At 68.2% G+C, this 20,887-nt stretch carries 17 protein-coding genes and 3 pseudogenes; 8 read left to right on the top strand and 12 right to left on the bottom strand.

What is annotated here, in order from left to right:
• The first annotated feature begins 1,059 nt into the window (after nucleotides 1-1,059).
• Nucleotides 1,060-1,923 (top strand): hypothetical protein, encoded by an 864-nt coding sequence (locus K7C20_RS01880; protein ID WP_245171696.1) that lies wholly within the window; start codon nucleotides 1,060-1,062, stop codon nucleotides 1,921-1,923.
• Between the two features lie 347 nt (nucleotides 1,924-2,270).
• Here the strand turns inward: K7C20_RS01880 and K7C20_RS01875 are convergent, their stop codons facing one another.
• Entirely contained in the window at nucleotides 2,271-3,122 is an 852-nt protein-coding gene (locus tag K7C20_RS01875; protein WP_245171698.1) for a LysR family transcriptional regulator, read from the bottom strand.
• Nucleotides 3,123-3,202: 80 nt separating this feature from the next.
• Here K7C20_RS01875 and K7C20_RS01870 point away from each other — a divergent pair, with 80 nt between their 5' ends.
• The 3 genes from K7C20_RS01870 (at nucleotide 3,203) to K7C20_RS01860 (ending at nucleotide 5,149) form a co-directional block, all read left to right on the top strand.
• Nucleotides 3,203-3,697: a cupin domain-containing protein gene (locus K7C20_RS01870; RefSeq protein ID WP_030076052.1), complete on the top strand. Its 495-nt coding sequence runs from the start codon at nucleotides 3,203-3,205 to the stop codon at nucleotides 3,695-3,697.
• Nucleotides 3,698-3,875: 178 nt separating this feature from the next.
• Nucleotides 3,876-4,238: a DoxX family protein gene (locus K7C20_RS01865; RefSeq protein WP_030076050.1), complete on the top strand. Its 363-nt coding sequence runs from the start codon at nucleotides 3,876-3,878 to the stop codon at nucleotides 4,236-4,238.
• Between the two features lie 326 nt (nucleotides 4,239-4,564).
• Nucleotides 4,565-5,149: a DM13 domain-containing protein gene (locus K7C20_RS01860; protein ID WP_063753838.1), complete on the top strand. Its 585-nt coding sequence runs from the start codon at nucleotides 4,565-4,567 to the stop codon at nucleotides 5,147-5,149.
• A 289-nt stretch (nucleotides 5,150-5,438) separates the two neighbouring features.
• Here the strand turns inward: K7C20_RS01860 and K7C20_RS01855 are convergent, their stop codons facing one another.
• A complete protein-coding gene (locus tag K7C20_RS01855; RefSeq protein ID WP_245171700.1) occupies nucleotides 5,439-5,819 on the bottom strand; it encodes a winged helix-turn-helix transcriptional regulator in 381 nt (126 codons plus the stop codon).
• A gap of 111 nt (nucleotides 5,820-5,930) precedes the next feature.
• On the opposite strand from K7C20_RS01855, the gene K7C20_RS01850 reads away from it, so the two are divergent.
• Nucleotides 5,931-7,277 carry an MFS transporter gene (locus tag K7C20_RS01850; RefSeq protein ID WP_030076046.1) on the top strand — a complete coding sequence of 449 codons (1,347 nt, stop codon included), beginning with the start codon at nucleotides 5,931-5,933 and terminating at the stop codon, nucleotides 7,275-7,277.
• A 561-nt stretch (nucleotides 7,278-7,838) separates the two neighbouring features.
• Nucleotides 7,839-8,432, top strand: coding sequence for an isochorismatase family protein (locus tag K7C20_RS01845; RefSeq protein ID WP_030076044.1), 594 nt, complete (start codon nucleotides 7,839-7,841; stop codon nucleotides 8,430-8,432).
• A 69-nt stretch (nucleotides 8,433-8,501) separates the two neighbouring features.
• Here the strand turns inward: K7C20_RS01845 and K7C20_RS38015 are convergent.
• The 6 genes and pseudogenes from K7C20_RS38015 to K7C20_RS01820 all read right to left on the bottom strand — a co-directional run.
• Nucleotides 8,502-8,659 (bottom strand): annotated as a pseudogene (locus K7C20_RS38015) (oxygenase MpaB family protein); the annotation flags it as partial.
• 138 nt (nucleotides 8,660-8,797) lie between these two features.
• A complete protein-coding gene (locus tag K7C20_RS01840; RefSeq protein ID WP_030076043.1) occupies nucleotides 8,798-9,634 on the bottom strand; it encodes an urease accessory protein UreD in 837 nt (278 codons plus the stop codon).
• Nucleotides 9,631-10,332 (bottom strand): urease accessory protein UreG, encoded by a 702-nt coding sequence (ureG, locus tag K7C20_RS01835; RefSeq protein ID WP_030076042.1) that lies wholly within the window; start codon nucleotides 10,330-10,332, stop codon nucleotides 9,631-9,633. The genes K7C20_RS01840 and ureG overlap by 4 nt, the downstream gene beginning before the upstream one ends.
• A gap of 38 nt (nucleotides 10,333-10,370) precedes the next feature.
• Nucleotides 10,371-11,045, bottom strand: a complete 675-nt coding sequence (locus tag K7C20_RS01830) for an urease accessory protein UreF (protein WP_030076040.1) — start codon at nucleotides 11,043-11,045, stop codon at nucleotides 10,371-10,373.
• A gap of 73 nt (nucleotides 11,046-11,118) precedes the next feature.
• Entirely contained in the window at nucleotides 11,119-13,092 is a 1,974-nt protein-coding gene (locus K7C20_RS01825; protein ID WP_048828741.1) for an urease subunit alpha, read from the bottom strand.
• 5 nt (nucleotides 13,093-13,097) lie between these two features.
• The gene (locus K7C20_RS01820; RefSeq protein WP_030076038.1) at nucleotides 13,098-13,811 is read right to left on the bottom strand and encodes an urease subunit gamma; all 714 of its coding nucleotides are present in this window, start codon (nucleotides 13,809-13,811) and stop codon (nucleotides 13,098-13,100) included.
• A 465-nt stretch (nucleotides 13,812-14,276) separates the two neighbouring features.
• Between K7C20_RS01820 and K7C20_RS01815 the strand changes: the two are divergent.
• Nucleotides 14,277-14,442, top strand: a pseudogene (locus K7C20_RS01815) (IS5/IS1182 family transposase); the annotation flags it as partial.
• A gap of 64 nt (nucleotides 14,443-14,506) precedes the next feature.
• Here the strand turns inward: K7C20_RS01815 and K7C20_RS01810 are convergent.
• On the bottom strand, nucleotides 14,507-15,298 hold the full coding sequence (locus K7C20_RS01810; RefSeq protein ID WP_030076036.1) for an alpha/beta hydrolase family protein: 792 nt from the start codon (nucleotides 15,296-15,298) through the stop codon (nucleotides 14,507-14,509).
• A 122-nt stretch (nucleotides 15,299-15,420) separates the two neighbouring features.
• Nucleotides 15,421-16,965: an FMN-binding glutamate synthase family protein gene (locus K7C20_RS01805; RefSeq protein ID WP_030076034.1), complete on the bottom strand. Its 1,545-nt coding sequence runs from the start codon at nucleotides 16,963-16,965 to the stop codon at nucleotides 15,421-15,423.
• Nucleotides 16,966-17,746: 781 nt separating this feature from the next.
• On the opposite strand from K7C20_RS01805, the gene K7C20_RS01800 reads away from it, so the two are divergent.
• A complete protein-coding gene (locus tag K7C20_RS01800; RefSeq protein ID WP_053210088.1) occupies nucleotides 17,747-19,315 on the top strand; it encodes an alpha/beta hydrolase in 1,569 nt (522 codons plus the stop codon).
• Between the two features lie 193 nt (nucleotides 19,316-19,508).
• On the opposite strand, the gene K7C20_RS01795 is transcribed toward K7C20_RS01800, so the two are convergent.
• Nucleotides 19,509-20,342 (bottom strand): PIG-L family deacetylase, encoded by an 834-nt coding sequence (locus tag K7C20_RS01795; protein WP_030076030.1) that lies wholly within the window; start codon nucleotides 20,340-20,342, stop codon nucleotides 19,509-19,511.
• A 190-nt stretch (nucleotides 20,343-20,532) separates the two neighbouring features.
• Nucleotides 20,533-20,748, bottom strand: a pseudogene (locus K7C20_RS39205) (DIP1984 family protein); the annotation flags it as partial.
• Between the last annotated feature and the right edge of the window lie 139 nt (nucleotides 20,749-20,887).

Below are 20,887 nucleotides of genomic sequence, written 5' to 3'. Positions count from 1 at the left end.
CTGCGCGTCCTGCGCGTCCTGCGCGTCCTGCGCGTCCTGGGTGCATCGTCCTACCATGCCCACGTCGCATCTCGTCGGCATGGTGGACATCCCCGGGCGCCGAGAAGGCGTCGGTCAGTCAACCCTGTGGAACCGAAGTTGACTGCTGAGCGTGACTATTTGTGTGTGCTCCGTGCATAGACGGAGGCTACAGTCGCTTTGACGGAGACGGTGAGGCTCGGGTGCCGACGGGCGTCGACTGGGGCGGCCGAGTCGTTCGAGGGGGAAATGGATGGGACACCGAAGCAGGCACACGGCCCGTGATGCGGCGATCGTTGCCTTGATGATCGCGTCGGCGGGGTGCGCCCACGCGGAGCCCGGCGGACGTGACGAGGGTTCCGGCCTCGGCCGGCCGAAGCCCGCGACCAGCGCTGATGCCCCGGCCACCCCTGGGTCAGCTGACTCGACTTCAGCGGCTCCGGCTCCGTCGGACCACGGAGCCGGCAGGGACCCCGGTGCTGTGGGTGGCCAATCGGCTGCCGGCGGTGCGGGTTCGGGAGGACAGAGGGACCCGTCAGGTGGCGGCCCTTCCTATGGCGGCCCTTCCTATGGCGGCGACCCCGTTCCTCCGGTCAAGCCTCCGCCCGTTGACCATGGTGCGCCCCCGGCTTCGGGCAGCGGTATGGATCCGACCGGTGGTGGGGACGGTGGTGGCGGCGACATGGGTGGCGCCAGCACCGGCGCCACCAGCGGGGAGGACGGCGAGACCTGTCCTCCGCCGGAGGGATCACAGCCCCCGTCTAACTCGCCGGATCCGACGCAACCTGCCCCGCCGTCACCCTCGCCTGACGCCAGCTCTTCGCCGGATGGATCCTGCGCTTCCCCCTCCGCTTCCTGAGCACCGGGACGAGCCAGGGAGGGGCTTTGACCAGCAGAGGAACCCAGCGGAACACCCAGTCAGGGCGACTTGACCCGCGCACGCGAGACAACGGTGCGGCTCGCCGCCCCCAGCTGAGCCGCAGGCCTCGGACTGGCCTGCGCACGCCCCCCACCCGCCGAGCAGCAGCCATCGCGCGGCGAGTGAGCCCGACCACGCCGGCTTCCGGGGTTTCCGGGCAGCCGGCCGGGGACCGTACGGCAGCCGGACTGCTCGGCGTAGTGGTAGCGCAGGCTTCCTTCCTCGTAGCGATCATGTACTTTTTGGGCGCCGTCTACCTGACGTCCTACTACCACTACTTCCGCCTGGACGCTTTCAGCCTGGGCTTTGGCTTCGCCGAGCTCTCGATCCAGAGCCTGAACGTACTGAAAGTGCCTGTCGTGATCGTCCTGACCGTGGCTGTTCTGACCGCACGTCACCTCACCACCAGGGCAACCACCCCTGCACAAGGGAGCCTGGCGCGCGTGCTGGAGAGATGGGGTCGGGCCGTGGTCCGAGCCCACCTGGCCTTCGTCTTCGCCGGGCTGGTTCTCCTTCTCTTATGGTCCCTCATCCAACCGTACGGATGGACGGCTCCCCTGCTGCTGGGGGCCGGAGTGCTCCTCGGGCAGGCCCCTTGGGCAGGTGGAGGTGCGATCTCCTCCACGCTGTGGAGCAAGGCGGTGCCCGTCTTCACCGGCGGCCTGTTGATGATGTGGGCGTTCAGCCTCGCCACCAGCCAAATGGGCGAACAGGAGGCCCAGCAGGCCGCCGGCCAACTCGTGCGCCGCACAGCCGTCGCGATCCTGAGCACCGACCGTCTCAGCCTGGCCGGGCCAGGGCTGAAAGTAGAGGACCTGGGAGGGAAAGCGCACTACCGGTACCGCTACACCGGGCTACGCCGGATCATCGAACGCAACGGCCGCTACTATCTGTTGCCCCTCGGCTGGGACCCGCGGACCGGACCTACCTACGTCATCCAGGACGGCGATGACGTCCGAGTCGAGCTGCTGCCCGGAACGCAATAGGGTCTGCCGACGGATCCGCCGGCAGAGCTTATTGCGCCGGCCAGGGAGGAGAGCAATGGGCGCGCGGTGCATCTCTACGTCGCCCGCTGGTACGGCCGCCACGGGACCTTCCGGCCCAAGGAGGTAGGCCACTTCGAGCGGCAAGTGCTCGCCTGTGTCCATGACTTCGGGCGGCAATCCGGAGGGCCATCGCGTTTGCGTCGTTCACGAGTTGCGGCACACGAGTGCCTCGGAGGCCCCCGACTGGATTTGCCGCCGCGGCCGGCTAGTCGGGCACTGGGCCGTGCCCGGCCGGGGTCGTAGGTGCTCAGTGATGGCACGCGGTGTTCAGTGATGGCACGCGGTGCTCAGTGTCGGTACACAGCCATGGCGATCTCGATGAACGAGCGGATCAACGGGTTGGTGTCGCCGTGGTTGAACACCGCGACCACTCGGCTTGGCGCCATGTCGACCAGCGGAACCGCGGCCAGGTTCTCGGGAAGGTCGTGTCCGAGTGGGGCCAAGCCGACCGTACTGTTCCAGAGCACGGCCTGAAGGCATTCCTGGACGACGCGCACCACCGGGCCCTCGCGCGGCGTGCCGCCGTTCCAGTACGACTGCCAGATCGGGTCGGTTCCCTGCGGGAACTGGAACCAGCGGCGGTCGGCCAGGTCGGCCAGCTTCAGGTGGTCGCGACGGGCCAGCGGATCGTCGGCGCGCAGTACCGCACCGACCGGATCGGCGCGCAGCTCACGCGCCGTCAGGGCAGTGTCGTCGAACGGCGCACGGGTCAGAGCGACGTCGACCATTCCGGCGCGCAGTCCGCAGGTCGGGTCGGTCAGATCGGCGTCGCGGATGCGGACGTCGACGCCGGGGTGGCTTCGGCGGAAGACGGCCGCCAGCCTGGTGATGCCGGGGTCGGTGCCGTCACCCAGGATGCCGATGGTGAGGGACGCGGCGCCGGCCGCCGCGGCCACGCGGACGCGGACGCGGTCGGCCTGGTCGAGCAGGGCCCGCGCTTCGTCGAGCAGCACTGCCCCCACCGGGGTGAGTGTGACGCCGGCAGGCGAGCGGGCGAACAGGAGGGCACCGATCTCCGTCTCCAGCTGCTTGATCGCCCGGCTCAGCGGCGGCTGACTCATGTGCAGCCGGACGGCGGCTCGGCCGAAGTGGAGTTCCTCGGCGACCGCCACGAAGTAGCGCAGGGTACGTAGCTCCACCCTGCAACGATACCCGCAAGGTATCGGCGTGGCGGAACAGGTCTTGGACACTCGCAGGGCACTGGCGGTGCACTCGGAGCATGACCGACGAAGCGAAGACCAGGGAACCGCAGGCCGGCCCCGACGTATCGGTGGTCGGCCCCGACGACGACGAGACGATCGTCATGGGCACCACGCGGATGCGCGTCCTCGAAGACGGCAGCCACACGGGGCACCGCCTGGGGATGGCCGAGTCCGTCCTCGCCCCACACACCCCCGGACCGCCGCAGCACCGTCACGCCCAGCATGACGAGGGCTTCTACATCATCTCCGGCACGGTGCGGTTCACCGTGGGGGACAAGGGATACGACGCGACGGCGGGCACGCTCGTGATGGTCCCGCCCGGCGCCCCGCACACCTTCGCCAACCTGACCGATGAACCCGCCGTCATGCTCAGCACGTTCACCCCCGGCCTGTATGTGCAGTACTTCCGAGACCTCCAGCGCATGACCGCCGACGGCACGCCGCTGACACCTCAGGCCGGTATCCACACGATGCGCCGCTACGCCACCGAGCCCGCTACCGACTTCGCCTGAAGCCGGCGCGCTGCCCCCGCGGACCGACACCGCCCGGCTGCCCGCCACCGGACCGGCGCAGCCAAGGCGCTCTCCCACCTCTCGGCGTCCGGGCCGCTCACACACGCTCACGCGTCGGCTCCGGGGGAGTACCCGGAACCGACGGGTCACCCACAAGCGGTGACCATGAAGGGAAATCATGACCATCGCCTACTGGATCGTCGCCGGACTGCTCGCCTCCTTTTACCTCTACGCGGGCGTGCTCAAGGTGATCCGCAGCCGCGATCTCCTCCGCCCGGTGATGGCTTGGGTGGACCGCATACCGCTGCCCGCCGTCAGGGCGCTCGGAACGGTCGAAGTTCTGGGCGCCGTAGGACTGTTACTGCCGCCGGTGACCGGCATCGCGCCTTGGCTGGCCCTGGCCGCGGCCATCGGGTTCGTGCTCCTACAGGTCGGTGCGATCACCGTCCACCTGACCGACGAAGACCGCCAGGTCATACTCAACATCGGGCTCATCGCCACTGCGGCTGTGACCACCTGGCTGGCCACCAGTTGGCTGTGATCGAACAGCACTCTCGACCCGCTGACGCGCCTGCGGGCCGACCCGGCGCCAGGGCCGACTTCATCGATGGGCATCGCCCAACCGCCGCCTGGAGCCGCTGCTGTCACTCCTCATGACCATCGAACACGTAGCCCTTCGCGTGCTGATCTGTGACATGCACATCGGCTGTCGCCACGCGTGAACAAGGTCGGGACTGCGGGCCTGCCTAATTACCGGTGTCTTACGGGGTGTCCTTGCCCGCGCCGCGACGGGGCGGGTGCGGGTTTGCTGTACGTATGACGGGCCCGCCGAGCGCGGTCGGCCCTTGTTCCCTTCAGGAGGCCCTGGTGTCCCGAGTGTCCCGCCGTACCGTCGTGCCCCTCTTGCTCGTGCTGGTGGTCGTCGCCGGAATCGGGCTTCATCTCTTCCAGCCTTGGAAGGCGTTCACCGATACCAAGGTGAACGAGGCGCTGCCCACTGCATCCGCCCCCGATGTGACGGACGGGCCGCAGACGAGGGGCAACACCGGCATGAAGGGCAACACGGGCATGAAGGGCGGGGAACCGCCGATGACAAGCACGAGACCGAAGGGCCTCGCCGAAGGCCGCTTCGTCACCCACGAGCACGACACCAGCGGCACCGCCCGTGCGGTCCGGTTGGCGGATGGCGGCCAAGTGCTGCGGCTGGAGGACCTCAAGACCTCCGAGGGGCCGGATGTACGGGTCTATCTTTCGGCCCGGGGCGGCGATGCGGCGAAGACCGGGCTCGGGGACGGGGCAGTCGCGCTCGGGAAGCTCAAGGGCAACCTCGGAAACCAGAACTACACCGTCCCGGCCGGCACGGACCTGTCGAAGTTCCGCAGCGTCGTGATCTGGTGCGAGCGGTTCTCGGTCTCCTTCGGCGCCGCCGATCTCGCCCCGGTGTCCGCCTGACCCGTTGAACATCGGGCCATGTACACGCGTGGCGGCTCTGCCACCACGCCTGCGAAGCGGCCACTCTGAGCCACGTACGCGACTGCCGCCTGCACCGCCTCTGCGCCCATGGGATCTCCTGGTCGTGAGCCTTCCGCGTGATGATCTCCTCGACGAGGAAGTCGCTGCACATCGACCGGTCCACCGTCTCAGTGACGGTGTTCTGCGGTGCCAGGAATGAAGATGTCGCGGAGGCAACCCCGTAAGTATGTGGGCAATGCGCCGGACGATCCGCCTCCCCGGTCGGGGCTCAATTCCCGGTCCCCGCCTGGCCGGGGTCTCGCGCCTGAGCCTTCCGGTGCCGGCGGTACCAGCTGCCCCAGGCGTCGAGCTGACCGATGATGTCCCGCAGGGTCTCGCCGGCCTCGGTGAGCGCGTACTCCACCCTCGGCGGCACTTCCGGGTAGACCGTCCGCGACACGAGGCCGTCAGCCTCCAGCTCTCGCAGCTGCCGGGTGAGCATCCGCTGGGTGACGGTGGGCATGGCCTGCCGGAGTTCGCCAAACCGGTGCGTACCTGCCAGGAGATACCTGAGGATCAGCAGCTTCCATTTTCCCCCGACGACCGACAGCACCACCTCGGTGTTGCACCACTCGGCCATCGCGTCGACCGGCTCGCGTTCTCGCCTCATGATCATCACTGTAACCAGGTATACCGAATGAGCCTATGCGGCAGGAAGGGCACCGAGGCACATCAAAGACCGTACTTGTGGCGGCAGATGCCCGCTGCACACAGTGGTGGAGTGCTTACTGAGACCCAACAGACGACCCCTCACCGATGGGCGGCGCTGGGCGTATTGTGCGCCGCCCTGCTCATGGTCGGGACGGACCTGACGGTGCTGCACGTGGCGGTGCCGACGATCAGCAGAGAGCTCTTGCCGAGCGGATCCGAGCTCCTCTGGATCGTCGACAGCTACGCGCTCACCGTGGCCGCCGGACTGATCACCTGCGGGACGCTCGGGGACCGGTTCGGACGCAAGCGGATGCTGATGGCCGGCTTCGTGGTCTTCGGGCTCGCGTCGGCGGGCGCGGCGCTGTCCGTTACTCCGGGACAGCTGATCGCCGCTCGGGCGGCCCTCGGGGTCGGAGGCGCGATGATGATGGCGAGTACGCCCGCCATCATCCGGGCCGTCTTTCCCGACGACCGGGAGCGGTCGGTGGCGATCGGCCTGTGGACCGCGGCGAACAGCGTGGGCGTCTCCGTGGGGCCACTCCTCGGCGGGCTGCTGATCGAGCACTTCTGGTGGGGCTCCGTCTTCCTGGTCAAGCCGGTGGTCTGGGCCACCGCGCTCCTCGGCGTGGCGCTCCTGGTCGGCTTCGTCGTCCGGCAGCGCCGGATCCCCCACCCGCTGTTGGACGTCACACAGTTCGCCGACCGCCGGTTCTCCCTCTCCGCACTGTGCATCCTGGGGTGTTACGGCACGTACACCGCACTGCTCTTCCTGCTCACCCAACGCTTCCAACTCCTGGAGGGCTGTTCGCCCTTGGGCGCCGGCCTGGCGCTGGTGCCGTTGGCGCTGGCCAATGCCGGTGGCGCGGCCGTGGCGCCACGCTTCGCCGCGCGGTGGGGACGCCGCCATGGCCTGGCCGGCGGACTGCTGTTGTGCGCGCTGGCGTTGGCCACGTTCACTCTGTTCGGTGCCACGGGCAACTACGTGGCCTTGGTGACCGCGGGCCTCGGCTCCGGAACGGTCATGACCCTGGGGTCGGACGCGATTCTGGGCGCGGCGAAACCCGAGCGGGCGGGAGAGGCCGGAGCCGTTCAGGAAACCTCCTTCTCCCTGGGAGCGGGGCTCGGCCTCGCCGTTCTGGGAACCGTGCTGGCCCTGGTGTACCGCTCCGACTTCGCCCCGGTGCCCAGCGCCTCGGCGCAGCAGTGGGACACCGCACGCAGTTCGCTCGGTGCCGCGACCGAAGAGGCCGCGCAAGCCGGGGGGCGGGTCGGCGATGCGCTGCGCGTCGCCGCCGGGCACGCCTTCGACACGGGCTTCGCGGTGGCGACCGGCAGCGCCGCCGCAGTCCTCGCACTGCTGGGCGTCCTGGCCTGGAGAGGGCTGCGCGAATCCGGCTGCCGTCGCGGGCACGACTGACTTCTGCGGTGATTGTCCCGCGTCCGATCGCCTGAGTGTCGAGCATGTCCCACGACGGCACGCCCAATCCGGCACCTGCGAAGTTCTGAGGAAAGCGGTATCGGTCCGTAGAACGTCAGCCCAGGGCGAGAGCTCCGGCAATGAACTGGCAGGGAGCTGCTTTCCTGGGCGAGCCACCCACAGCAGGTTCTTCGTCTGCTGGTGGTACAGCGCTCATAGTGGTACTGGCCTGCTGCAACGGCGGCTTTGACGGCCGTCGGAAGAGAGTTGGTCCGGGCATGGTCCGGATCTTGCCGTCGGCTATCCGACATGAAGGCGATCCACCAGTCGGCTCGATCCTGCGGTGAACCCGCTCGTCCGGGCGGGTGACGCAGGCCGTGTTCCCCACACTGGGCAGGCGGTGGCTGTGGACCTGGGCGATGATCAAGGTAATGGACTTTGTGCGCGGACACCCTGGTCTCCTGCACCTCGGCCGCGTAGGGCGAGCGGTGCCCGCATCTTGGGCCGGTTGAGGTTTCCGAAGTGGTCCCTTCCGTGTTCCACGTATGAAAGGTGTTCGTGATGAGCCGTGGCTTGATCGTCGTGGATGTGCAGAAGGACTTCTGCGAAGGAGGCAGCGTTCCTGTCGCGGGAGGCGCGCGGATTGCCTCGGCGATCGCGGAACTGGTTGAGCGGAGTGCGGGGCGTGACTACCAGTACGTTGTGGCCACCCGGGATCACCACGTCGACCCGGGCAGCCATTTCTCCGAGACTCCGGACTTCCAGGACAGCTTCCCCGTCCACTGCGTGGCAGGGAATGAAGGCGCTGAATTCCATCCCCATTTCGCACCTGTCGTCACGGACGGCAAGGTGCACGCCGTCTTCTTCAAGGGCGCTCACAGTGCCTCCAAGAGCGGCTTCGAAGGCGCGGACACGGAGGGAACTGCCCTGGCGGACTGGCTGCGCATCCGTGGGGTCGAGGACGTCGATGTGGTGGGCATCGCGACGGACCACTGTGTGCGTGCGACCGCTCTGGATGCCGTCGCCGCAGGGTTTCGCGCACGCGTACGCCTCGACTACTCGGTCGGGGTTGCCTCGCGCACAACAGCGGCCGCCTTGGACGACTTCCGCCAGGCAGGTGTCGCGGTATCCGGCGAGGCACCCGTCCCGGAATAGTCCGGGCGCACGGTGCAGATCGGCGAAGGCGCGACCGGGCCCGCCTCCGGAGGTGACGCGCGGGTGGTCTTACGTGGTGACGCTCGGAGCGGGCGGCGTCCAGCGGCTGATTCGGGGGTGCAGGAGGTGACGCCGAAGTTCTTCTTGAGCTGTTCGGGGGTGGCGTAGTGCATGATCCGGCCGCGGGTGAGAGAGCTGAGTTCGAGCAGGGTGGTGAAGGGGCCGAGGCCCGCCGGTCATGGCGCCCTGACAGATAGCCGCGCCGAGGCGGTCCCGGGGCAGCATCGTCGAGGGGAGCGTTGCACTGGGGTGCGCGCCGGACCCGGTCGGTGCTGTGACCCGTACCAGAGGAGTTCGGGTGGGGTTCAGTGTGCGAGGCCGGCCGAGACGCGACGGCGAAAGGCGGTCTGTGCCGTGTCGAGGAGGTGACGCAGGCGGAAGCCATCCGGGGCGACGGCAGTGACGAGCGCGGCGGGCCCCGCGAGTGGTGTCAGGATGGCTTGGCCGTCTTCCGGCTCGTCGACGAAGAGTTGGACTTCGGGGGGCTTGTTTTCGAGGGCCGGGTCGACGATGAGGATTTGCCCGGTCGCGCGGTGGTCGGCGAGGACGGCGGGGCCGTCCCAACCGGGGGTGTCCGGACCGTACTCGGTTTCCTGGTCGAGGAGCATGTGTCCGCCGCGTCGGACGGCGAGTCGGGTGGCCACATGGCCGGGCGGTTCGCCCGTACGTCCGAGTACCTGCTCTTCGCGCAGCACGAGCCGTGCGGTAGGGGCGAGGTCGACGGTCCACGTCTGCCGCAGATTACTGCCGGCGGCACAGATCAACGGCTTGGGCAGCCAGTGGAGCTCCGCGTCCTCTGCCACGGTCAGGTGTACGTCGTAGGTGGCGTGTTCCGGGGTGGGGCCTGGCAGGGCGAGGGTCGCAGCGGCAGAGGTGATGTGGAGGGCCGCGCTCTGCTGGGCGGTGGCTTCGATGCGCAGCCGGTCGCCGCCGAGGGGGGCGCACATGGCTCCGACAACGCACACGCGTGCCTCGTTGCCGCGCGAGCGCAGGCGCCGGAGTTCGAAGGGCCCGTCGCCGTCGAGGACGGGCAGGGTGGTGGTACCGCCCCTGGAGGCTGCCGTGATGCGGGCGGTGGCTTGTACGCCTGCGGCAGATGCCGTCTGGGCGGCCGGCGCGGTGTGTTCGGTTGCGAGGGTCATGCGGGGCCTTCGCTCCAGTTGGTGAGGCGTTCGCGGACCCAGTCGGCGACTGGTTTGACGCCGCCTTCGGTCTTGAGGGAGGTGAAGGCGACGGGGAGGGTGCCGCGCTGGGCCTTTGCGTCGCGGGCCATGCCCTCCAGGTCGGATCCGACGTAGGGGGCGAGGTCGGTCTTGTTGACGACGAGGAGGTCGGCGGTGGTGACGCCGGGGCCGCCCTTGCGCGGGATGTCGTCGCCACCGGCTACGTCGATGACGAAGATCTGCGCGTCCACGAGCCCCTTGGAGAAGGTCGCGGTGAGATTGTCGCCGCCGGATTCGACCAGGACGAGGTCGAGCGGGTCGACCTCGTCCTCCAGATCCTCGACGGCTTCGAGGTTGGCGGAGATGTCGTCGCGGATGGCGGTGTGCGGGCAGGCACCCGTTTCGACGGCTTTGATGCGCTCGGGCGGCAGCACTGCTTCACGCAGCAGGAAATCGGCGTCCTCGCGGGTGTAGATGTCGTTGGTGACGACGGCGATGGACATCTCGGCCCGCAGCGCCCGGCACAGGGCGGCGACTGTGGCGGTCTTGCCCGAACCCACCGGCCCGCCCAGGCCGATCCGCAGGGCGCGCCGGGTGCCGTCGGGGCGCTCGGGGGCGGCGGCGCTGTAGGTGTGCCGGTGGGGAAACTTCTGGTCGAGATCGTGACCGAGGTGCATGCGCATTCCCGTCTTGTGCGAGGTCTTGTGGTGGGTGGTCAGGAGGCGAACAGGCGTACCGGCCAGCCGGCGTGGTGCTGGGCGGTGATATCCAGCAGCGGGGCGGAGGCGGCGGGCAGGGCGTCGATGCCCTCGTCGGGGATGCGCCGGGCGGCATCGGCGGCGGCTGCGGCGACCTGGTCGAGTTCTGGGGCCAGGCGGGCGAGGACAGCGGTGGCGTCGAACGGGTCCAGGCTCAGCAGCCGGACCGTCGCCGTGGCCGGTCCGCTGATGGTTTCGTACGCCGCGGCATAGGCGGCGTCCAGTGGTGCCAGCCCGGCTGAACGGGCGGCCAGGCCCAGTACCACCGGCTGGTGCGCGCCCTGCGGCCGGGCCGTGGCCAGTTGGTCCAGCTCGGCCGAGGGCCATGTGGCGCGGGCGGCGCGCATCATCTGCCGCCCGAGTTTGCGGGCGGTGGTCCGAAGCGCCTGCACGGGGGTGCGGGCGTCAGCGGCCTCGTCCAGCTGAAGCGGATCGTGCCCCGCGGCGGCCGCGGCGGCCAGCGCCGCCGCGACCAGGCCCGCAGTATGCAACCGTCCCCGGCAGAAGTCCTCCAGCGTCTCCGCATCCCTGATGCGGCCCGCTGCGACGGCCGGTTCGGCTCCGCCGGAGTGCGCGTGCCCTCCGGCCGGGAACCGGCCGTCGGCCAGGACGAACAGCGCGGCACGGTTCATGGAGCGCAGGTCACCTTTCCTTCGTTTCTCCGCTGTGGGTCTGCTGCGTCACCGGTGGGTGTCTCTTGGTGGATCAGAAGAGGAAGTACCTCTGGGCCATGGGAAGTTCAGAGACGTAGGCACGGTCGACGATCTGGCCTTCGACAAAGGTCGTCACATCCGTCACCTTCGCTCCGCCGATGATGACCTCGTAGGTGTCGGGGTCGATGCGGACGTCGGGGGTGGCGTTGTTCTCCTTCATGTGTTCCTTGAAGACGCCACGCGTGTCCTTGATGGCCTTGAACCGCTTGTTCAGCGTGCGGCCCCTGGAAAGGTTCTTCTTGACGGCCCGCTCGGTGACGAAGTTGTAGGAGAGGGAGCCAGGAGCCAGACCGGTGGCCCCCCACATGGGGCGCGGCAGGACCGGCTGCGGCGTGGGAATGGACGCGTTGGCATCGCCCACCTGCGCATAAGCGATCTGTCCGCCTTTGATGACCATGTGCGGCTTGACCCCGAAGAACTTCGGTTCCCACAGCACCAGGTCGGCCAGCTTGCCCGTCTCCACCGAGCCGACGACGGCGTCGATGCCCTGGGCGAGGGCCGGGTTGATGGTGTACTTCGCGACGTACCGGCGGGCGCGCCTGTTGTCGGCCGGCGGCGGCTCAGGCTCCGGCGTCTTGTCCACCGGCGTCTGGCCCTTCACCTTCTTGCCCTTCGGCTTGTTCTCCGGCTTGTCCGCGGGCTGGTCTTCTTCCAGGAAGCCGCGGCGTACCTTCATCACGTGCGCGGTCTGCCAGGTACGCATGATCATCTCGCCGATGCGGCCCATGGCCTGGGCGTCCGAGGACATGATGGAGATGGCGCCGAGGTCGTGGAGGATGTCCTCGGCGGCCATCGTGGAGGGCCGGATCCGGGAGTCCGCGAAGGCCAGGTCCTCGGGGACGGCGGGGTTGAGGTGATGGCAGACCATCACCATGTCGAAGTGCTCCTTGACCGTGTTGACGGTCAGCGGCCGGGTGGGGTTGGTGGAGGCGGGCAGCACATTCGGCTCGCTCACCATCTTGATCATGTCGGGGGCGTGGCCGCCTCCTGCGCCCTCCACGTGGAAGACATGGATGGAACGCTTTTTGATGGCGTCGAGGGTGTCCTGAACGAAGCCGGCTTCGTTCAGCGAGTCGGCATGGAGCGCGAGCTGGACGCCGGTCTTCTGACACACCTGCAGGCACTTGTCGATGACGGCGGGGGTGGCACCCCAGTCCTCGTGAACCTTGAACCCGATGACGCCGGCATCCACCTGGTCGAGCATGGACTCCGTGGACATCGTGGCGCCCTTGCCGAGCAGCCCGATGTTGACCGGGTAGGCGTCCAGCGCCTCAAACGTACGGTCGATGTGCCAGGACCCGGGCGTCACGGTGGTGGCGGTGCTGCCTTCCGCCGGGCCGGTGCCGCCGCCGATGAGCGTGGTGACACCCGCGGCCAGCGCCTCATCGATCTGGTCGGGGCAGATGAAGTGGACGTGGGTGTCGATCCCGCCGGCGGTAAGGATCCTGCCCTTGCCCGCGATGACCTCGGTGTCGGGACCGATGACGAAGTCGGTGGGCTTTGGCCCGATACCGTTGTGGCTGAGCCCGTCCTCGTGCAGACGGTTCATCGTCTCGGGGTTGTACGCCTTGCCGAGCGCGACGATGTCGCCGTCGCGGATGGCGACATCGGCCTTGACGATGCCCCAGTGGTCCAGGACGACAACGCCGGTGATGACGGTGTCAGGAGGGAGGCCCGCAGCACTGCCGGCTGACGTATCCGTCTTGCCCCTGCCGGGGTCGCGCGGCACGACGGACTGCCCCATCGATTCACGGATGACCTTGCCGCCGCCGAACACCATTTCGTTGCCGCTGCGGCCGGGGCCGCCCGACCAGTCATCCTCGATCTTGATCCGCAGGGCCGTGTCGGCGAGACGGATGCAGTCGCGGGTTGTCGGGCCGAACCGGTCGGCGTAGTCGGGCCGGGGCAGCGGGTCGAAACGCTTCGTCTCTTCCGGGCAGCAGGAGCAGTTGGGGCACTCCGTCATCGAATTCACACCCGCTCCTTGTCGAACGAACCCTTGGTGTGGTCCAGCGAGCCGTTGATCTTCTCGGGCAGACCCTTGATCTTGCCGCGCAGACCGTGGACCACGCGCTCACCCTCGATGGGTACGAGCTCGACTTCTTCGGTGATGCCGGGCTCGAAACGTACAGAGCTGCCGGCGGGAATGTTCAGACGCCTGCCCCACGCCATCTTGCGGGGGAATTTCAGCCCGTCGTTGGCCTCGGCGAAGTGGTAGTGGGAGCCGATCTGGACGGGTCGGTCCGTCGGGTTTTCGACCGTGAGCTTCGTGATGCGGTCCCGTTGCCCGGGGCCGTCGTTGAAGGCGACCTCCTCGTCGCCCTTCCGCTGGGAGAAGTCCACCTTCCCCGGGGAGATGTTCGGCTCTTCGTCCTTGCCCACTTCAGGGAAGGGGCTGTGGATGGTGACCAGCTTCGTGCCGTCGGGGAACGTGGCCTCCACCTGCACGTTGTCGATCATCTCCGGAACGCCCTCCATCACCTCCTCCCGGGCAAGCACCTTCCGCCCGGAAGACATCAGGTCGGCAACGGTCCTGCCGTCCCGGGCCCCCTCAAGGACGTGCACGATCAACAGCGCCATTGTCTCGGGGTAGTTGAGCCGCACCCCCCGGGCTCGCCGTTTCTCGGCGACATCCGCCGCCAAATGAATCATCAAACGTTCTTGCTCATGCGGAGTCAGGTGCACTGCCATGTCCCTGTGTTCGCCCCTGCCCAGAACTTCTGTCCTGGGCCCGCGTGCTGGGACTGGCCATCCGCCATCGGCATGGGGCGAAGCCTCCACGGCAATTCACCCCATGCCACCGGCGCAGCACAGCCTCCGCCCTCGAGCGCTCGGCCCCAACCCGACGTAGGACCATCCTGATCACGCCGGCAGAGCAGAAACGGCACTCCTCCCGACCGGCACCCAAAAGAGTGGAAGCAGCTTGCAAGTCGGTCCTGGCTGCGCTGCTCAGCGAGCATGCGTGAACGATCAGAGTTGCTTCGCTTTCGTATCCACTACCTCAGCCTGACGGTCAGCCGCGATCGGCGCCCTGCACGCCCTGCGCGGGCTGTTGACCAGCTTGTCGAACGTCGCAGGGGTTACGCCGTCGGTGCCGTGCACGTGGACGGCTACGGGAAGCTCGTGGCGGTTGGCCTCAACCCCTTCGGACCTCTCCAGGCCACCCATCGCTGCCACGTAGAGCGCATCCACGCCCGTCAGAACGCCCTCTACCGGCACGCACGCTGCTTACGAACACCGCATCAGCGTCATCAACGCCTTCTTCGGCCTCGCGGATGCCGTTATCACCGTGCGCAGCCTGTTCCGACGCGCCTGAACCACCCACCGCTGGGAAGACCGCCCCACCCGCGACCCTGACCCCGCACCTGTCCGAGCGAGCACTAAACCACCTGAGAGGTCTCTCCTGCGGGCTGTGACCCGTGGATGTACTGGTCGGCCCAGGCGCTGATGATGTGGGCGGCTCGCTGTGCTTGTCCTCGGGCGGTCAGGAGATGGTCTGCTCCTTCGAGTGAGACGAAGCTTCGCGGGTGTCGTGCCTCGCGGAAGATCTCTCCGGCGTTGTCGATGTCGACGGTGTCGTCGGTCGGCGAATGCAGGACGAGTAGCGGCAGGTCCAACTCGCCGATCCGATCCCGCAGGTGAGCACGGCGGACGTCTTCGACGAAGGCGCGTTTGAGGACCAGGGTCCTCCCGCCGACGAACCACTCGTGCGACCCTTCACTGAGCACGCGATCCACGACCGCGTCGTACTGTCGCTCGACGTGGCTGGGATCGACCGGCGCTCCGATCGTGGCGACCGCACGGACGCCGGTTGCCTCGGCCGCCGCGGCGAGGACGGCGGCGCCTCCCCATGAGTGCCCCACCAGCAGGTCTGCCGGAGTCCCTCGCTCCGCCATCATGGCTGCGGCACGGATCGTGTCCTGGACCTTGACGGTGAAGGAACCGTCCCCCCAGTCGCCGTCGGAGTCCCCGATCCCGAGGTTGTCGAAGCGCAGCATTCCGATCCCCTCGCGTGCCAACTGCTTGCTGACACGCGACGCGGCCGGCGAGCCCTTGCCGAGCGTGAATCCGTGCACGAAGATCCCCCAGCCGCGGATCTCGCCGTCCGGCAGGTCGATCGCTCCGGCCAGTTCGGGGCCGACGACGCTCGGGAATCTCACTTTTTCGCTCATGTTGTGATCACCTAGGCAGGGGCTGTTCGTGGAGCAGGGAAGACAAGGGTGCCACCGGCCGGCGCCACGCGCGCGCTCCGGGCAGGGGAGCAGCGAGCGCGGTGCCGGCCGTGATCGGCGCGTCAGGCGGGCGGCTTCTGGTCGGAGGACTGCTCGGTGGTGAGCAGTGCGGTGATCTCCTCGGCGAGGTGCGGGCCGAGTTCGCCCCAGCCGTCCTTGTAGCCGTAGACGCCGGCCAGGGTGCGGGCCTCGTAGTCGCCGTTCATGATCTCGATGTCCGTGGCCGTGATGAGCGCCGGGTGGGCGACACCGACGGCCGCCGAGACCTTCATCAGCTCCTTGCGGAGGGTGCGCAGGTAGACGGCGGCCCGGGTGGCCTTCGAGGTCGGGTCGAGGCCGCGGGCCAGCCACGGGCTCTGGGTGGCGATTCCGGTGGGGCACTTGTCGGTGTGGCACTTCTGCGCCTGGATGCAGCCGATCGACAGCATCGCCTCACGGGCCACGTTGATCATGTCGGCACCCAGAGCGAAGGCGACCGCGGCGTTCTCGGGCAGCCCGAGCTTGCCGGAGGCGATGAAAGTCAGGTCGTCGGTCAGCCCCCGCTCGGCGAAGGCGCCATAGACCCGGGAGAAGCCCATCCGGAAGGGCAGCGACACCGAGTCGGAGAAGGTGAGCGGCGCCGCACCGGTGCCGCCCTCGCCGCCGTCGATGGTCACGAAGTCGACACCACGGTCACCACGCGCCATCAGCATGGCCAGCTCCTGCCAGAACTCCATCTCTCCCACCGCGCTCTTGATCCCGACCGGCAGGCCGGTCTCGGTGGCGAGCAGTTCGACGAAGTCGAGCATCGAGTCGACGTCGCCGAACGCGGTGTGCCGGGACGGGGACGCGCAGTCCTCGCCGAGCGGGATGCCGCGGATCTCGGCGATTTCCGGGGTCACCTTCGCGCCCGGCAGCATTCCGCCCAGCCCGGGCTTGGCACCCTGGGAGAGCTTGATCTCTATCGCCTTGACCGGGGCGCCGGCGACCACATCCTTGAGCTTGTCGATGTTGAAGCTGCCGTCCTCATTGCGGCAGCCGAAGTAGGACGTACCGATTTGAAGGACGAGGTCGCCGCCGTTGCGGTGGTACGGCGAGAGACCGCCCTCGCCCGTGTTCTGCAGGGTGCCCGCCAGCGCCGCCCCCTTGTTGAGCGCCGTGATCGCCGCGCCGGAGAGCGATCCGAAGCTCATCGCCGAGATGTTCACCACGCTCGCCGGCCGGAACGCCTTGGCGCGCCCGCGCGGCCCGCCCAGCACCTTGGCTGACGGCAGTGGGGCCTGCGGGTCGTGCATGTCGGGCAGCGTGCCGGCGAACGTGCGCTGCTTCAGGTATGCGTGCCCCTGCGTGTGTTCAACGTCGTTGTCGGTGCCGAATCCGAAGTAGTTGTTCTCCCCCTTCGCCGACGCGTAGATCCAGGTGCGCTGGTCACGACTGAACGGGCGCTCCTCGTCGTTGGAGGTCACTATGTACTGCCGCAGCTCAGGCCCGATCGTCTCCAACAGGTACCGGGCGTGCCCCAGCACGGGGAAGTTCCGGAGCAATGCGTGCTTCTTCTGGACAAGGTCACGAGCGGCCACCAGTGCCAATGCTGTTGCGGTGGCCGTGGCGATGGTCCGGGCGCGCATGAACGTTCCTCTCCTCGGTGCTCGACTCCATTGCCATGCGGTGGGGTCGTCGTGCCGGGCGTGGGGCGGCGGGCACGACCCAGCGGGCGTCGGCGTCCGTCGGAGGACGCCAAATGATATTAGGGGCTCGCCCGGATAGAGGGGCGCACGTGGGGTGGTCTTCCCGGTGTGGGTGGTCCAGGTACGGCGGAACAGGCTATGCACGGTGACGCTCGTGTAACACGGCGTAACCTCTGAGCGCCGGCCGGGCCGGGCGAGACAAGGACTGCCGGACGGTCTCGTCGCCGAGACCACGACCCAAGGAGCTGCGACCCGGCACATTGCCCGAGTCGTTGGTGCTTCCGGACTTGTCGCTGCCGGCAACCTCGACCGGCTCATGGACGACGAGCTCCTGGTGCTCGCCACGGACGGCGTGACTCCCGCTCTCCGGACCAGCCGGCTTCCTGACCGAAAACAATGCAGTGGCTGCATGCAACGGCTGCATCACCACCTGCGCGCCGCCGGTCGAGCCCCGCTGCTCGCGTCCTGCGACTGCCTCGCCGAGCACTGGTCACTCTGATCGTGTCGCTGCCCGTCCCCGGCACGCCGGGCCGGGACACAGTCGGTCACGGCCCGGAGCGGTCTGGATCTTCGCCGGCTGTGTCGCCTCCCAGGTGTCGGCTCCGCGTGTTCGCCCGTCGACGCTGCGTAGATCCCATATCCGGCTGTGACGGAGGAAACAGCGCAATAGCCGTGACTGTGAGCATGCTTCCCCGGGGGCAGCGAGAGAGCGAGAAGGGCGATGTCCATTCCCCGCCAGTCCACATCCTTGACCGCCGGTGTGTTGGCCGTCACCACCTTTGTGGTGACGGTGTGCGGTGTCGGAGGCGCCGCAGCGTCCCAGCCCGACGACGCCAAGGGCAGGAACACTTCCGTCCCGGCGTTGCCCGCGCACTTCGCGCAGCAGAAGGTCCGATGGACGTCCTGTGGCGTGGACGTCACCCCGAAGGCCGTGCCCGGTGCGGAGTGCGGCTGGGTGAAGGTGCCGGTCGACTACGCAGACCCGGACGGGAGGACCGTCAAACTGCGGGTGTCGCGGGTGCGGGCCACAGACCCCGGCCGTCGGCTGGGGTCGCTGATCTTCAACCCCGGCGGGCCCGGCGAGGGCGGTGCGGGCTTCGTGGCCGATGGAAACTGGCATGCCGGTGCAAAGGCTCGGGCCCGCTACGATCTGGTCGGCTTCGATCCGCGAGGCATAGCCGGTTCCGGGCAGATCAGGTGCCCGGACGGTGCGCCGGAGGAGCCCGAGAATCCGCCGCGTACCGAAGCGGAGGCCGAGAAGACGTTCGCCGACGCGACCCGGCGGGCCCGGGCTTGCCAACGGGCGAGCGGCGCCGTTTTCGCGCATATGGACAGCGTGAGCGTTGCGCGCGACCTGGACGTGCTGCGTACGGCCCTCGGCGACGCCAAGTTGAACTACACCGGCGTTTCCTACGGCACCTTCCTCGGCCAGCAGTACATGAAGCTGTTTCCCGGGAAGGTGGGCCGGATGGTGCTGGACGGTGTGGTCGATCCCGCCGCCGATATGCAGCAGGTCACCCTGACCGACGTCAAGATCTCCGAAAACGCGTTGCGTCGATACGCCCGAAACCTTGTCGCGCGCGGCGATGACCGGCTGGGGGACACGGCAGGGGAGGTCGTGAGCAGGCTCGCCCAGTTCGCCAAGGAGCTGGAGCGGAAGCCGCTGCAAGCGGTCGACGGTGAGGAATTCACCGACGCCGCCTTGTCCAGGTATCTGAGAACGGCCCTGAATGACGAAGAGAGCTGGAAGCAACTGACCAACGCGCTGGCGGCCGCCCTGGACGGGGACATGAGCGCCTTCGAGCATTTTGAATCCGGTACTGGCGGCGAGAGGCCGACACCACAGGAGGAACAGGCCGAGGAGAACATGTCCTTGAGCATGCCGGCGGTGCTGTGCCTGGACTCCCCGTCAGCGCCGAAGTCCCCGAAGGAGATGCTCCACACCGCGGACGCGTTCGCCGAACGATCGCCGCTCTTCGGTCGCTCCTTGGCCTGGCAGATGATCGACTGCGCGTCGTGGCCGCTCGCCCCCACCGGTGTGGTCGGGCCGATCAAGGGATCTGGGGCCGCACCGGTGCTGCTGGTCTCGTACACCGACGATCCGCGAACTCCGCTCACGAACGCGCAGGCGGTGCACCGGCAGTTGGACAACAGCTCTCTGCTCGTACGTAAGGGCCAGGGACACGGGGCGTACGCCTCGGAGGCTCCGTCCACGTGCACCGACCGTGCCGTCGACAGGTATCTGGTAGGGGGAAAGCTACCCGACAAGGTCGCCAACTGCTTGAGCTGACCCGTGGAGGCCGGCGAATGTTTCGGGGCCCGGCGTGCGGTATCACGCCGGGCCTCCGACGCCTTCACAGCTCAGCGCAGCCGATTACCGCGGCATCGCTCGGTGATCGACGCGATAGCCTTCAAGTTCCGGACGGGAACGCAGTGCGCCGTGCGGCCGATGAGCTTTTCCGGGCCTCGGTCGGACGGGCGGATCAGCGCAGTCCGGCGAAGAGATCGTTCTCGGGTACGGCCGCGCCGGTGGCGTCCTTGACACGTACGAAGGTCTCCATGCCCATCAACTCGCCGAACCTCTCCTTGCCCATCTTGAGGAAGAAGATGTTTTCGCCCTGACTGGCGTGCGCGGCCAGCGCATCGAATTTCTGACCACTGAACGCGGTGGTGTCCACCCACGTGGTGATCTCCTCGTCGGGGAGGCCGATTTCGGCTATCGCGGCGGCCTCGGCAGGGTCCGGCTCCGGCATGTCCTCTTGGAACTCGCGCATGGTCTCCCCGAACCGCTGCATTATCGAGCGGGGCATCGTCGTCCAGTACACCTTCGGTTTCAGTGCGGTCATCTCCAGCGCCGCCATCGTGATGCGGTGGGCCTGGATGTGGTCGGGGTGGCCGTAGAAGCCGTTCTCGTCGTAGGTGACGACCACATCGGGTCGGTAGTGCCGCATGAGTTCCGCGAGTCGGGCGGCGCCTTCCTCCACGGGGGTCTGCCAGAAGGATCCGGGAGCGTCGTTGCTCGGCCAACCGATCATCCCGGAGTCGGCATAGTCCAGCATCTCCAGATCGCTGACCTTCAGGACGTCACAGCTCGCCTCGAGTTCTTGGCGGCGCATCAAGGCGACGGCCGCCGGATCGTGCCCGGGATCGCTCGGCTTGACGCCCCCCGGTCCGTCACCGCAACCGCCGTCGGTACACGTCACGAGAACCGTGCGGATGCCCTCCGCCGCGTACCGCGCGAGGACCCCTCCGGTTCCGGTGGCCTCGTCGTCGGGGTGGGCGTGTACTGCCATGAGCGTCAAGGGCCGGTCAATCATGAAAAAGTCCTCCCACAGAAATACGTCTTGTTCCGAGGGCGCGGCGGGCGTACCGCGATCCTGGGGCCCGGATCCTGGTGGGGCGGACGACCTTGTGGTCTCCGTGTTCCCCGCCCGTGCGGCGCCGGTCCCTCGGTCGATGCAACCGTGCCGACCGGCCCGGCTGTTCCCGGCGCGGCCGTGGCCTTCCGATCTCCCGGGCGAGGGCATCCGCCTGACCGCGCAGTTCGGCGACCGGAAGCGCGGAAAGCATCATCAACTCGGACCGAATAGCTGCCGGTCGTACCCCCCGCTCGCCCTTACCCGCCGCCGCGCCCGCCGCTGCGGTGACCACGGAGTGACGCAACCGCAGTACGTCCCGGCGTGCGAAGGAAGGTGTCAAGCCAGGAGTCGCCCCAGGGCCGATCGCCGGTCTCTCGGTATGCGACCCGGGAGCGGACTGACCGAGTGGCACATCCGCCACGACCGCGTCTCCGCAGCGGCCGCGCAAACGGAGCTGCTGCTGAAACAGAAGGCGGCGGCCCGGACCCAGGTCACCAGGACCA

Origin of the sequence: Streptomyces decoyicus, assembly GCF_019880305.1 — a bacterium.
Taxonomy (GTDB): Bacteria; Actinomycetota; Actinomycetes; order Streptomycetales; family Streptomycetaceae; genus Streptomyces; species Streptomyces decoyicus.
The sequence above is the reverse complement of the archived record's forward strand: the minus strand, read 5'-3'. Positions and strand labels throughout refer to the sequence as shown.